The organism is Allobosea sp., assembly GCF_017308015.1.
In the GTDB taxonomy this organism is placed as follows: Bacteria; Pseudomonadota; Alphaproteobacteria; order Rhizobiales; family Beijerinckiaceae; genus Allobosea.
The window spans coordinates 1-12,717 of sequence record NZ_JAFKFW010000038.1; the positions used below are offsets into that span (position 1 = coordinate 1).

General features: G+C 67.0%; 13 protein-coding genes. 10 read left to right on the forward strand and 3 right to left on the reverse strand.

Going from position 1 to position 12,717, the window contains the following annotated elements:
• The 10 genes from rpsF to J0I42_RS22625 all read left to right on the forward strand — a co-directional run.
• A partial coding sequence (rpsF, locus tag J0I42_RS22580) for a 30S ribosomal protein S6 (RefSeq protein WP_291658269.1) occupies positions 1-405 on the forward strand: 405 nt, incomplete at its 5' end.
• 2 nt (positions 406-407) lie between these two features.
• Complete coding sequence (gene rpsR, locus J0I42_RS22585) at positions 408-653, forward strand: 30S ribosomal protein S18 (RefSeq protein ID WP_038367644.1); 246 nt, start codon at positions 408-410, stop codon at positions 651-653.
• A gap of 181 nt (positions 654-834) precedes the next feature.
• Positions 835-1,782 carry a DUF2232 domain-containing protein gene (locus J0I42_RS22590; protein ID WP_291658271.1) on the forward strand — a complete coding sequence of 316 codons (948 nt, stop codon included), beginning with the start codon at positions 835-837 and terminating at the stop codon, positions 1,780-1,782.
• 36 nt (positions 1,783-1,818) lie between these two features.
• Positions 1,819-2,385 carry a 50S ribosomal protein L9 gene (gene rplI, locus J0I42_RS22595; RefSeq protein WP_291658273.1) on the forward strand — a complete coding sequence of 189 codons (567 nt, stop codon included), beginning with the start codon at positions 1,819-1,821 and terminating at the stop codon, positions 2,383-2,385.
• A 219-nt stretch (positions 2,386-2,604) separates the two neighbouring features.
• Positions 2,605-4,092: a replicative DNA helicase gene (locus tag J0I42_RS22600; RefSeq protein WP_291658275.1), complete on the forward strand. Its 1,488-nt coding sequence runs from the start codon at positions 2,605-2,607 to the stop codon at positions 4,090-4,092.
• Positions 4,089-5,231: an alanine racemase gene (gene alr / locus J0I42_RS22605; RefSeq protein WP_291658277.1), complete on the forward strand. Its 1,143-nt coding sequence runs from the start codon at positions 4,089-4,091 to the stop codon at positions 5,229-5,231. Before J0I42_RS22600 ends, alr begins: the two co-directional genes overlap by 4 nt.
• On the forward strand, positions 5,231-6,631 hold the full coding sequence (gene radA, locus J0I42_RS22610) for a DNA repair protein RadA (protein WP_291658279.1): 1,401 nt from the start codon (positions 5,231-5,233) through the stop codon (positions 6,629-6,631). The genes alr and radA overlap by 1 nt, the downstream gene beginning before the upstream one ends.
• Positions 6,632-6,738: 107 nt before the next feature.
• Positions 6,739-7,356: a CvpA family protein gene (locus tag J0I42_RS22615; RefSeq protein WP_291658281.1), complete on the forward strand. Its 618-nt coding sequence runs from the start codon at positions 6,739-6,741 to the stop codon at positions 7,354-7,356.
• A 40-nt stretch (positions 7,357-7,396) separates the two neighbouring features.
• Positions 7,397-8,869, forward strand: coding sequence for an amidophosphoribosyltransferase (gene purF / locus J0I42_RS22620; RefSeq protein ID WP_291658282.1), 1,473 nt, complete (start codon positions 7,397-7,399; stop codon positions 8,867-8,869).
• 162 nt (positions 8,870-9,031) lie between these two features.
• Complete coding sequence (locus J0I42_RS22625; RefSeq protein WP_291658284.1) at positions 9,032-9,772, forward strand: SDR family NAD(P)-dependent oxidoreductase; 741 nt, start codon at positions 9,032-9,034, stop codon at positions 9,770-9,772.
• Positions 9,773-9,778: 6 nt separating this feature from the next.
• Here J0I42_RS22625 and J0I42_RS22630 read toward each other — a convergent pair whose 3' ends face one another.
• From J0I42_RS22630 to der, 3 genes are read right to left on the reverse strand one after another with little or no spacing between them, the layout of a single operon-like run.
• A complete protein-coding gene (locus tag J0I42_RS22630) occupies positions 9,779-10,195 on the reverse strand; it encodes an NUDIX hydrolase (protein ID WP_291658286.1) in 417 nt (138 codons plus the stop codon).
• Positions 10,196-10,206: 11 nt separating this feature from the next.
• A complete protein-coding gene (locus J0I42_RS22635; protein WP_291658287.1) occupies positions 10,207-11,304 on the reverse strand; it encodes an NAD(P)/FAD-dependent oxidoreductase in 1,098 nt (365 codons plus the stop codon).
• Positions 11,304-12,701, reverse strand: coding sequence for a ribosome biogenesis GTPase Der (gene der / locus J0I42_RS22640; RefSeq protein ID WP_291658288.1), 1,398 nt, complete (start codon positions 12,699-12,701; stop codon positions 11,304-11,306). Before der ends, J0I42_RS22635 begins: the two co-directional genes overlap by 1 nt.
• Between the last annotated feature and the right edge of the window lie 16 nt (positions 12,702-12,717).

The following is a 12,717-nucleotide window of genomic DNA, read 5'->3' on the forward strand; positions in this document are numbered from 1 at the left end:
GCGCGGCAGGATGTCAGCGCGCAGCAGGTCGAAGCCCTCGTCGAGCAGTTCAAGGGCGTGATCGAAGCGAATGGCGGCGCCATCCGCAAGGTCGAGTACTGGGGCGTCAAGTCCCTCGGCTACCGCATCAAGAAGAACCGCAAGGCGCATTACACGCTGCTGAACATCGAGGCTCCCTCCGCCGCCGTGCTGGAGATGGAGCGCCAGATGCGCATCAACGAAGACATCCTGCGCTTCATGACCATCAAGGTCGAAGAGCTCGAGGAAGGTCCGTCGGCCATGCTGCAGAAGCGTGACCGCGACGACCGTCCGGAGCGTGGCGGCGACCGTTTCGACCGCGGCCCGCGCCGTGATCGTCCGCGTCGTGAAGACGAAGCGACCGAAACCGCCGAAGCGGAGGCCTGAGAATGTCGACTGCATCCGCTGGCGCCCGCCGCCCCTTCTTCCGCCGCCGCAAGTCCTGCCCGTTCTCGGGCGAAGGCGCCCCGAAGATCGACTACAAGGACGTGCGTCTGCTCTCGCGCTACATCTCCGAGCGCGGCAAGATCGTCCCGTCCCGCATTACGGCGGTCTCCGCCAAGAAGCAGCGCGAGCTCGCCCAGGCGATCAAGCGCGCCCGCTTCCTCGGCCTGCTGCCCTACGTCATCCGCTGATCCGTTCATTCGGACCCGGCAGACGATAAATCCCGGAGGCGCTTCGCGCGCCTCCGGTTCTCGCTTTCAAGATCAACCGGTCGCCCGGCGGTGAAACTCCATCGGGTTCGTTGAGGCCAAAGGGCCTCTCACCCTGCCGCATCGAATGGTGCGTGAGCAGCGGGACAGCAGGACGGACTTCATGATTCCGATTGTCGGCATCGGCGCGGGCCTCGTTTCGGCCCTGCTCTTCTCAGTGGTGATCACCGGATCGCCGCTGGCCGCCCTGCTGTACTCGGCAGCCCCTCTCCCGATCTTCATCGCTTCTCTGGGCTGGAACCATCGTTCCGGGCTATTCGCCACGGCTGCGGGCGCGCTCGCCGTCGCAATTGCGCTCGCCCCCACCGGCGGCATCGCGTTTGCCCTGATCATCGGCCTGCCGGCCTGGTGGATCGCCTATCTCGCCCTGCTTGCCCGCGGCGGCGCCGACGGCCAGGTCGAGTGGTACCCGCTCGGCAACCTGCTGCTCTGGATCGCCGCCACCGCCGCGATCGCGACTGTCGGCAGCGCCCTGGTCATGACCACCGATTACGAGACTTACCGCTCGGTGATCGCGCGCATGATCGAGAACCTGCTGAACGAGATGGTGCGCGGCAAGCTGATCGCCCTGCCCGGCGACGTCCAGGTCAAGGAGCTGGCGCAGAGCCTGGCGCCGGCCGTGCCGCTCGGCATCGGCGCCTCCTTCGTCACCACCATCACCGCCAATCTCTGGCTGGCCGCCCGCGCCGTGAAGATGTCGGACCGCCTGCCGCGTCCCTGGCCCTTCATCCCGTCGACGACGCTGCCGCGGCAAGCACTGCTCTTGCTGATCGCCGCCGGTTTTGCCGCGACGATGGGCGGTTTTATCGGTGTTGCCGCCATGGCCTTCGTCGGCGCGCTGCTCGCCGCCTTCATGTTCAGCGGACTCACCACGCTGCACGACATCTCGCGCGGCCGCGCCTGGCGGATGCCGATGCTGATCTCGATCTATGTCGCCCTCGTCGTCATGCAGGCCGTTCTGACGCCGCTGCTCGCGATCACCGGGGTCATCGACACGCTGCTCGGCCTGCGCAAGCGGGCCGCGCTGCCGCCTCCGCCTAACCGTTCCTGAAACCCTCGTCACAAGACAGAACAAGGAGAAGACAAAATGGAAGTGATCCTGCTCGAGCGCGTCGCCAAGCTTGGCCAGATGGGCGACATCGTGAAGGTGCGCGACGGCTTCGGCCGCAACTACCTGCTCGCCCGCGGCAAGGCCCTGCGCGCCACCGAGGACAACAAGAAGCGCTTCGAGAGCCAGAAGCTCGAACTCGAGACCCGCAACCTCGAGCTGAAGTCCGAGGCCGATGCGGTCGCAGAGCGCCTCGACGGCCAGAGCGTCACCATCCTGCGCCAGTCGGGCGAGTCCGGCGTGCTGTACGGCTCGGTCTCGACCCGCGACATCGCCGAGGCCCTGACCAAGGACGGCTTCAATGTCTCGCGCGGCCAGGTGACGCTGAACACCCCGATCAAGACGCTCGGCCTGCACACCGTTCCGGTCGTGCTGCATCCGGAAGTCTCGGTTACGATCACCGTCAACGTCGCCCGTTCGGCCGAAGAGGCCGACCGTCAGGCCGCCGGCGAGAACGTCACCGCCCGCGAGGAGTTCGATCTCGACGATCTCGGCCTCGAGGTCGGTGCGGCGCTGGCCGAAGCCGGCGACGACGACGATCGCTGAGCCTTAGCGCTCCCGAATCGAGTCAAGGGCGCCGTGGCAACACGGCGCCCTTTTCGTCTGCGGCTGTGAACTGCGTGGATTGACCGTCAACATGCTGGCAGAAGCTGGCGGAGTGCTAAACTAGGTTCATTCCGACTCAGTTGCCGCCATGCGCTCCGCTTCCCGCGGTCCGAATGCCGGCTTGAAGATGTAAGTAAACTCTTACTTACCAAGGCAGCCATGGCCCCCGTCACCGCCCTCGTCGCCCGCCTCGACAACCGCGAGGCGGAATTCCGCGTACAGCCTCACAATATCGAGGCCGAGCAGGCACTGCTGGGCGCTATCCTGGTCAATAACGACGCGTTCTACCGCGTCTCCGATTTCCTGCTGCCAGAGCATTTCTTCGAGCCGGTCCACCAGCGCGTCTACGAGCTGGTCGCGAGCATGATCCGGGCCGGCAAGATCGCGACGCCGATCACGCTCAAGACCTTCGTCAACGACATCGATCTCGGCGAAATCACGCCGAGCCAGTATCTCGCCCGTCTCGCCGCCGAGGCGACGACCGTCATCAACGCCGCCGATTACGGCCGCACGATCTACGACCTCGCGGTGCGCCGCCAGCTCATCGGCGTCGGCGAGGATCTCGTCAACGTCGCCTATGACGCGCCGGTCGAGATGGCGCCGCGCGAGCAGATCGAGGATGCCGAGCGCCGGCTCTACGAGCTCGCCGAAAAGGGCCGCTACGAGGGCGGCTTCCAGAAATTCGACGGGGCGCTGCGCCTCGCCATCGACATGGCGGCGAGCGCCTACCAGCGCGCCGGCGGCCTCTCCGGCATCTCGACGGGCCTGCGCGACGTCGACCAGCGCATGGGCGGCCTGCAACGCTCCGACCTGCTCGTGCTCGCCGGGCGCCCTGCCATGGGCAAGACTTCGCTCGCGACCAACATCGCCTTCAACATCGCCAAGGCGTGGCGCGGGGAGCGGCAGGAGGACGGCTCCATCAAGACGGTCGACGGCGGCATCGTCGGCTTCTTCTCGCTGGAAATGTCGGCCGACCAGCTCGCGACACGTATCGTGGCCGAGCAGTCGAGCATCTCCTCCTACAAGATCAGGCAGGGCCGCATCACCGAGGGCGATTTCGCCCGATTGACCGATGTCGCCGCCCAGATCGAAAAGCTGCCGCTCTATATCGACCAGACCGGCGGCATCTCGATCGCCCAGCTGATGGCGCGCGCCCGACGCCTGAAGCGGCAGAAGGGACTAGACGTCCTGTTCATCGACTACCTGCAGCTCCTTTCCGGCTCGTCCAAGAACAGCCAGAACCGCGTGCAGGAGCTGACCGAGATCACGACCAGCCTGAAGGCGCTGGCCAAGGAACTCAACGTCCCGATCATCGCGCTCTCGCAGCTCTCGCGTCAGGTCGAGAATCGCGACGACAAGCGCCCGCAGCTTTCGGACCTGCGCGAATCCGGCTCGATCGAGCAGGACGCCGACGTGGTGATGTTCGTCTACCGCGAGGAATACTACCTCAAGGGCAAGGAGCCGCGCCCCGGCACCGAAGAGCACAACAAGTGGCAGATCGAGATGGAAGCCATGCACGGAGTCGCCGAACTGATCATCGGAAAGCAGCGCCACGGCCCGACCGGCGCAGTGGCCTTGCAGTTCGACGCGGATGTGACACGCTTCTCCGACCGCGCCGACGAGTTGCGCCTTCCGGACCGTGAATGATGCCCGCCGACCTGACTGACTCCGGCGCCTTCGGCGCAACCCTCACCATCGATCTCGACGCGCTGGTTTCGAACTGGCGTCTGCTGGGCGAGCGAGCCGGCACCGAGGCCGGCACCGAGGCCGGCGCCGTGGTCAAGGCGGACGCCTATGGCATCGGCATCGAGCCGGCCGTGACGGCGCTCGACAAGGCCGGCTGCAGGAGCTTCTTCGTCGCCCATGTCTCCGAGGCCATCCGCGCCCGCAAGGTCGCGCCGGATGCCACGATCTATGTGCTGAACGGACTTTTGCCCGGCGCCGCCGAGACCTTCGCGGCACATGGCCTGTCGCCGGTGCTGGGCTCGCATGAGGAATTGCTGGAATGGGCCTCCTTCCGGCAGACCGGCGCGCAGGTCCGGCCGGCGGCGCTGCATGTCGACACCGCGATGAACCGGCTCGGGCTCTGGCCGGGCGAAGGACTGAACCTGGCGCGCGAACGTTCCGGCGTGATCGCGGCAGCGGGAATCGGACTGGTCATGAGCCATTTCGCTTCTTCCGAGGACGAAGCCGACCCGGCCAATGCTCGCCAGATCGCCGCCTTCGCCGAGATCGCGGCGGCCCTGCCCGACGTGCCGGCCTCGCTCAAGAACTCGTCGGGCCATTTCCTCAAGGGCTGCCCGTCCTACCAGCTCACCCGGCCGGGTTACGCGCTCTATGGCGGCAATCCCACGCCCGGAAAGCCGAACCCGATGAGGCCGGTCGTCGGTCTGGAGGCGACGATCATCCAGACCCGCGAGGTCGAGGACGGCACGCAGGTCGGCTATAACGGACGCTGGACCGCCAAGGGCAGGCGCAGGCTCGCGACGATCTGTCTCGGCTATGCCGACGGCTATCCGCGCAACGGAAGCTGGACCGACAGCGCGACCGGCGGATCGGCCATGATCGGCGACGTTCCTTGCCCCTTCGTCGGCTCGGTCTCGATGGACCTGATTATCATCGACGTCACCGGCGCCCCGCAGGACGCTGCGAAGCGTGGTGCGAGCGTGAGGCTGATCGGCGGGCCGCTCGACCTGGAGACTGTCGGTGCCGGCGCCAAAACCATCGGTTACGAGATCCTGACCAATCTCGGCCGCCGCTACCACCGGCGCTATATCGGCGGCTGATGGCCAGGCGCGGACCGACCTATCACTGCCAGGCCTGCGGCGCGGTCTATCACCGCTGGCAGGGCAAGTGCGATGCCTGCGGGACCTGGTCCTCGCTGGTCGAGGAGGCTCAGGCCGCGCCCGTTCCCGGCGGCGGCCGGCCCTCCTCCAGCGGGCGCACGCGCGGCCGCGTCTTCGCGTTGGAGACGCTGAAAGGCGAGACGCAGGACGCACCGCGCATCGCCTCCGGCATCGGCGAGCTCGACCGCGTCACCGGGGGCGGCTTCGTGCCGGGCTCGGTGCTGCTGATCGGCGGCGATCCCGGCATCGGCAAGTCGACGCTGCTGATGCAGGCCTGCGCAGCGCTCGCCAAGGCAGGCAAGCGGGTCGTCTATGTTTCGGGCGAAGAATCGACCGGGCAGGTACGGCTCCGCGCCGAACGGATGGGGTTGGCCGAGGCGCCGGTCGATCTCGCGGCCGAGACCAATGTCGAGGACATCGTCGCGACACTGGGCCAGGGCGAGCGCCCTGCCCTCGTGGTGATCGATTCGATCCAGACGATGTGGTCGGGCGAGGTCGAGAGCGCGCCAGGCACGGTGACGCAGGTGCGCGGCTCGGCCCAGGCACTGATCCGCTACGCGAAGACCAGCGGCGTCTGCCTGATCCTGGTTGGGCACGTCACCAAGGACGGGCAGATCGCCGGCCCGCGCGTGGTCGAACACATGGTCGATGCCGTGCTCTCCTTCGAAGGCGAAGGGGCGCACTCGTTCAGAATCCTGCGCGGCCAGAAGAACCGTTTCGGCGCGACCGACGAGATCGGCGTCTTCGAGATGACCGGCAAGGGGCTGTCGGAAGTCACCAACCCCTCCGCGCTCTTCCTCGCGGGCCGTGATCAGCCGGCGCCGGGCGCGGCCGTCTTCGCCGGCATGGAAGGCACGCGGCCGGTCCTGGTCGAGATCCAGGCGCTGGTCGCGCCGACAGCGCTCGGCACGCCGCGGCGCGCTGTCGTCGGATGGGAGAACAGCCGGCTCGCCATGGTGCTGGCCGTGCTCGAGACCCATGGCGGCCTCAGGCTCGGCCAGCACGACGTGTATCTCAATGTCGCCGGTGGCCTGCGCGTCAACGAGCCGGCGGCCGATGTCGCGGTCGCCGCGGCGCTGGTCTCCTCACTGAGCGGAGCAACCCTGCCGCAGGAAGCGGTCTATTTCGGCGAGATCGCGCTGTCGGGCGCGATTCGGCCGGTCGCGGTCGCCGCGGCGCGTCTTCGGGAAGCGGCCAAGCTCGGCTTCGAGGCCGCGCTGATGCCCGCGGGCGGTGCCGATCACGGCGATGGCAACGGGCTCACACTGCGCCGTTTCGGCCATGTGACGGAACTCGTTGCCGATATCGCGGCGCGCGCACCTCGCAGAGATGTGAAATGACCTCGCCGGATGGGTGACGCAGAAGCCCGGAACGCGTATAGCAAAGCCGAAACGGCCGCCCTGCCTCCGGCCGGTCGGCACCTGACCACAGCAAAGCGGCCCTCCCAATGCCTGTCACCATTCTCGATCTCGTCGTCATCGGCGTGGTTCTGATCTCTGCTTTGCTCGCGGCGGTGCGCGGCTTCACGCGCGAAGTGCTCGCGATCGTCTCATGGATCGCGGCGGCCGCCGTCGCCTGGGTGTTCCATCCCCAGCTCGTGCCCTTCATCAAGCAGTACATTCCGGCCAGTTCGGCACAGGATACGATCGCGCTGGTCGCCGCGATCGCGGCGCTGTTCCTGGGCACCCTGATCGTCGTCTCGCTGATCACCGCCCGGATCTCCGATTTCGTGCTGGATTCACGCATCGGCGCACTGGATCGCACGCTCGGCTTCGTCTTCGGCGCCGCACGCGGCCTTTTGCTGGCGGTGATCGGCTACCTGTTCTTCACGGCGCTGGTCGGCGGCGAGAAGCTGCCGGTCTGGGCCAAGGACGCCAAAGCCAGGCCGATCCTGGAAGAAACCGGCCGCTCGCTGATCTCGATGCTGCCGCAGGACGTCAATGCCGATTTCATCAAGAATCTGCTGAAGAAGCCCGCTGCCGAGTCCGCTCCGGAAGCCCCGGCCGAGGAGCCGCGCAGCCCCGCGACGCCGGCACCGGTTGCACCTGCCCCGGCCCGTCCCTAATTGAGGCGTAGCTTAGCCGTCACAGCGCGTGGAGCTCGACATGATCTCGCAATCCGAGACTGACACCGCCTTCGATCCCGATGCCGACCGGCTGCGGGAGGAATGCGGCGTCTTCGGCATCTACGGCCATGCCGATGCTGCGGCGCTGACAGCACTCGGCCTGCATGCGCTCCAGCATCGTGGCCAGGAGGCGGCGGGCATCGTCTCCTTCGACGGCAAGCGCTTCCATTCCGAACGCCGCCTCGGCCTGGTCGGCGACGCTTTCTCGGAAGCCAGCGTCATCGACAAGCTCAAGGGCAAGCAGGCCATCGGCCATGTCCGCTATTCGACCACCGGCGAGACGATCCTGCGCAACGTCCAGCCGCTTTTCGCCGAGCTTCATGGCGGCGGCTTCGCCGTCGCGCATAACGGCAACCTGACCAACGGGCTCACGCTGCGCCGCAATCTCGTCCGCGACGGTGCGATCTACCAGTCGACCTCCGATACCGAGGTGCTGCTGCATCTCGTGGCGCGCAGTCGCAAGCAGCAATTCATCGACCGCTTCATCGAGGCGATCCGCCAGATCGAGGGCGCCTATGCCTTCGTCGGCATGACCAACAAGAAGCTGATCGGCGCGCGCGATCCGCTCGGCATCCGCCCGCTCGTGCTCGGCGATCTCGACGGCTGCCCGATCCTCACCTCCGAAACCTGCGCTCTCGACATCATCGGCGCCAAGTTCGTGCGTGAGATCGAGAACGGCGAGGTCGTGATCATCTCCGAAACGGGGATCGAGAGCCACAAGCCCTTCCCGCCGGTGGCCGAGCGGCCCTGCATCTTCGAATACATCTATTTCGCCCGCCCCGATTCCATCGTGAAGGGCCGCAGCATCTACGAGCGCCGCAAGGCGATGGGTGCGGTGCTGGCGCAGGAAGCGCCGACCGAGGCCGATGTCGTCGTGCCCGTGCCGGATTCCGGCGTGCCGGCGGCGCTGGGCTATGCCCAGGCCAGCGGCATTCCCTTCGAGCTCGGCATCATCCGCAACCACTATGTCGGCCGCACCTTCATCGAGCCGACGCAGAAGGTCCGCGAACTCGGCGTCAAGCTGAAGCATTCTGCCAACCGTTCGGTGGTCGAGGGCAAGCGCATCATCCTGGTCGACGATTCGATCGTGCGTGGCACCACCTCGTTCAAGATCGTGAAGATGATGCGCGAGGCCGGCGCCAAGGAGGTGCATTTCCGCATCTCCTCGCCGCCGATCACCCATCCGGACTATTACGGCATCGACACGCCCGACCGGGAGAAACTGCTCGCCGCGACCCATTCGCTGGAGGAGATGCGCCAGTTCGTCGGCGCGGATTCGCTGGCCTTCATCTCGGTCGACGGGCTCTATCGTGCCATGGGTCACGAGCGGCGCGACCCGGCCCGGCCGCAATTCACCGACCATTGCTTCACCGGCGACTATCCGACCTCGCTCACCGACATGGTCGGCGAGAGCGCCAAGCAGCGGATCTCGCTGCTGGCCGAAGCCGGCTGATCGCAACCACGGCCCCTTCCTTGGCCCTCGTCCTGCGAAGCCGCAAAGCGGTGTCCCGAAGGATGCTTCAGGAGGCTCGGGAAACATCCGGAACATCCTTCGAGACGCTCCTGCGGCGTTCCTCCGGATGAGGGCTGCGACAACGGCCATGAGGACTGATCGATGACCCAACCACTCAAGGGGCGCGTCGCGCTCGTCACCGGCGCGTCGCGCGGCATCGGCCGCGCCGCGGCGCTCGCCTTCGCCGCAGCGGGCGCCCACGTCATCGCGCTGGCCCGCACCGCCGGGGCTCTCGAGGAGCTGGACGACGAGATCATCGCGATCGGCGGCAGCGCAACCCTCGTCCCGCTCGATCTCGCCGATGCCGGCGGGCTGGAGAAGCTTGGCCACGCGGTCACGGAGCGCTGGGGCAAGCTCGACATCCTGCTCGCCAACGCCGGCGTTCTCGGTTCGCTCAGCCCGCTCGATCACGTCACCGAGAAGGACTGGGCCAAGGTCCTCGATATCAACGTCACCGCCAACTGGCGCCTTCTCAAGGCGCTCGATCCGGCACTGCGCGCCTCCGATGCCGGCCGCGTCCTGCTGATGACCTCGGGCGCCGCCCACAAATGCACGGCCTATTGGGGCCCCTATTCGGTCTCGAAGGCCGCAGTGGAAGCGCTGGGGCGCACCTATGCGGCCGAGACGGCGACGACCCCGGTCAAGCTCATGCTGGTCAATCCCGGCCCCCTGCGCACCAAGATGCGGGCCGAGGCGATGCCAGGCGAAGACCCGCAGACGCTGAAGACGCCGGAGGAGCTGGCGCCGCATCTGGTCCGGCTGGCTTCGCCCGACTGGGCCGAGAGCGGCAAGATCTTCGACTTCCCGCAAGGCAAGGTGCTGACGCCGCAACTGCCTGTCTGAGACGGCTCAGTCGCGCCCCAGCGAGGCCTGCACCAGCGTGATCAGATCGGGGATGGTGAGGTTCGGCAGAGCTGCCATCTCGCCCAGGTCGAACCAGCGGATCTCGTCATGCTCGTCGACGAGATTGATGGCCGCGCCGCCTTCCCAGGCCCTGACGACATAGATGTGGTGGAGCGCTGCGCCGTTGCGCTCGGGAAAGCGCTCTGCCTCCGAGAGAACCAATTCGTAGCGCGTCGGCACCAGCCCGACCTCTTCGCGGCATTCGCGCAGCAGGGCCTCTTCCAGTGCCTCGCCAGCCTCGACCCGGCCACCGATCGCATCCCAATGACCGGGCCAGGCGCGTTTCCAAGTCGCGCGCAGGCCGAGCAGGACCTTCCGATCGGCATCGACGAAGAGCGCGCTGACGGTTTCGAGCATGGACATGCCCGCAACCGCTACTCAGCCCTGAGCCAGCGCAGCAAGCCGGCCTGATCGCCGCTTTCGACGGCCGACGCGACGCGCCGGCCGACGGCCGCGCCGAACTTGTAGCCGTGGCCGGAGCAGGCCGAGACCACTGTTACACGACCGATCTGCCTCGACAGGAATTTTCGATCCGCCGTGAAGGTGTAGGCGCAGGTGACGACGCGCTCGACGCGATACTCGGCGATGCGCGCGAAGGGCGGCGCGAAATAATCGCGGATCTGCTGGCCCTCGCCCGGACGCGGCTCGCGCTCCTCGTCGGGCTGGCGCGGGCGCTTGTGCACGCCGGCGCCGACCTTGAGGCCGGTGCCGTCGACCGGGGGCAGGACGTAGCCATCGACCGTGCCGCCAACATCCACGATGACCGGTGCCGCTTCCCAGGCGGCCTTCAGATCTGCTGGCGGATCGAGATAGGCGACGGCGGTGCGATAGGTCGTCAGGACGTCTGCAAGCTCTGGCAGGAGTTTCAGCACCCAGGCGCCGGAACTGACGACGATGCGGTCGAAGCTCGCTGACTCGCCGTTCGCCAAGCCGATGCGGCCGGCCTCCGGATCGATCGAGACGACCGTCGCGCCTTCACGCAAGGTGACGCCGCGCTCGCCCAGCAGACGCACCATGTCGGCGGCGATCCGAGCCGGGAACAACGCGCCGCCCTCGGGGCTGAGATAGGCGTAACGAATCGTCTCCGGATCGATGAAGGGATAGCGCCCGGCGGCTTCGGCCGCGTCGTAGAGTTCGTAGGGCGAGGCCATGCGGTCGAGGCCTTCGCGATATTCCTCGCCCTCGTCGCCTTCGGTCTGGGAGATGCCGAGCACGCCACAGGGCGCATAGTGCTGCTTGCCGAGATCGGCCCAGAGTTCGCCCCAGGCCTCGAAAGCCTCGGTGATGGTGCGGGCATAGCCATCGGCACCGCCATAGGCGCGGCGGATGATACGGTGCTGGTCGCCGGAGGCGGCGTAAGGGTTCGGGATCTGCGGCGCCTGCTCAAAGAGCGTCACCTCGTGTCCGCACCTGTTCAGCGACCAGGCAGTGGAAAGCCCGGCGATACCGGCGCCGACGACCGCGACCTTCATCAGCCCTTGCGTTCCTTGTCATAGGGATTGGCGCCGCCACGGCGATGCAGCCGGATCGGCGTGCCCGGCAGTTCGAATGCATCCCGCAGATTGTTGACGAGGTAGCGGGTGTAGGACACCGGCAAATGGTCGAGCTGGTTGCCGAACAGCGCGAAGGTCGGCGGCCGGGCCTTGGCCTGCGTCATATAGCGGATCTTGATGCGCCTGCCGGCCACCGCCGGGGGCGGATGCGCCGAAAGCACGCCTTCGAGCCAGCGGTTGATGCGCGCGGTCGAGACACGGCGATTCCAGACCTCGTACGCTGAGAACACGCCCTGCATCAGCCGGTCGATGCCTTCGCCGGCGAGGCCGGAGAGAGGGATGATCGGCACGCCGCGGACCTGCGCCAAGAGATGGTTGGCCTTCTCCTTCAGCTCGGCGAGCAGGCCCTGCTTATCGGCGACGAGATCCCATTTGTTGAGGCCGATAACGACCGCACGGCCCTCGCGTTCGGTCAGGTCGACCAGCGTCAGATCCTGTTTCTCGAAGGGAATGGTAGCGTCGAGCAGGACCACCACGACCTCGGCGAAGCGGATCGCGCGCAGCGAATCCGCGACCGAGAGCTTTTCCAGCTTCTCCTCGATGCGCGCGCGCTTGCGCATGCCGGCCGTGTCGAAGAGCCTGACCTTGCGGCCGCGCCATTCCCAGTCGACCGAGATGGTGTCGCGGGTGATGCCGGCCTCGGGGCCGGTCAGCATCCGCTCCTCGCCGATCATGCGATTGACCAGTGTCGACTTGCCGGCGTTCGGACGGCCGATGATGGTGACGCGCAAGGGGCGATCGGGATCGTGGCCTTCCTCGTCGTCCGCATCGGCGGCGGGAACGTCGGCCCAGGCCGTCTCGTCCTCGTCGTCCTCAGTTTCGTCGGGGATGAAGGGCATCAACGCTTCGAGCAGGTCCGAGGTACCCTCGCCATGCTCGGCAGAGAACGGCACGGGATCGCCGAGGCCGAGCCCATAGGATTCGATGATGCCGTCGGTGCCCTTCTTGCCCTCGGCCTTGTTGGCGAGCAGGATCACCGGCTTGCCGGAGCGACGCACCAGTTCGGCAAAAGGCTGGTCCATCGGCGTAATGCCGAGACGGGCGTCGATCATGAAGAGAACGACATCGGCCTGCGCGATCGCGGTCTCGGTCTGCGCGCGCATGCGGCCGGCGAGCGAATCCTTGTCGGCCTCCTCGAGGCCAGCGGTATCGATCACCTTGAAGCGGAGATGGCCGAGGGTGGCGTCGCCTTCGCGGCGGTCACGCGTCACGCCCGGCCGGTCGTCGACCAGCGCGAGCTTCTTGCCGACCAGCCGGTTGAACAGCGTCGACTTGCCGACATTGGGGCGCCCGATCAGGGCGACGATGGCTGTCATCAGATTTCACACATTA

Excerpts from the sequence above, each read along its gene's own strand:
- alr (WP_291658277.1), top strand. The coding sequence starts at position 4,089 with ATGATGCCCGCCGACCTGACTGACTCCGGCGCCTTCGGCGCAACCCTC.
- radA (WP_291658279.1), top strand. The coding sequence starts at position 5,231 with ATGGCCAGGCGCGGACCGACCTATCACTGCCAGGCCTGCGGCGCGGTC.
- J0I42_RS22615 (WP_291658281.1), top strand. The coding sequence starts at position 6,739 with ATGCCTGTCACCATTCTCGATCTCGTCGTCATCGGCGTGGTTCTGATC.
- rpsR (WP_038367644.1), top strand. The coding sequence starts at position 408 with ATGTCGACTGCATCCGCTGGCGCCCGCCGCCCCTTCTTCCGCCGCCGC.
- J0I42_RS22635 (WP_291658287.1), bottom strand. The coding sequence starts at position 11,304 with ATGAAGGTCGCGGTCGTCGGCGCCGGTATCGCCGGGCTTTCCACTGCC.
- der (WP_291658288.1), bottom strand. The coding sequence starts at position 12,701 with ATGACAGCCATCGTCGCCCTGATCGGGCGCCCCAATGTCGGCAAGTCG.
- J0I42_RS22600 (WP_291658275.1), top strand. The coding sequence starts at position 2,605 with ATGGCCCCCGTCACCGCCCTCGTCGCCCGCCTCGACAACCGCGAGGCG.
- purF (WP_291658282.1), top strand. The coding sequence starts at position 7,397 with ATGATCTCGCAATCCGAGACTGACACCGCCTTCGATCCCGATGCCGAC.
- rplI (WP_291658273.1), top strand. The coding sequence starts at position 1,819 with ATGGAAGTGATCCTGCTCGAGCGCGTCGCCAAGCTTGGCCAGATGGGC.
- J0I42_RS22590 (WP_291658271.1), top strand. The coding sequence starts at position 835 with ATGATTCCGATTGTCGGCATCGGCGCGGGCCTCGTTTCGGCCCTGCTC.
- J0I42_RS22625 (WP_291658284.1), top strand. The coding sequence starts at position 9,032 with ATGACCCAACCACTCAAGGGGCGCGTCGCGCTCGTCACCGGCGCGTCG.
- J0I42_RS22630 (WP_291658286.1), bottom strand. The coding sequence starts at position 10,195 with ATGTCCATGCTCGAAACCGTCAGCGCGCTCTTCGTCGATGCCGATCGG.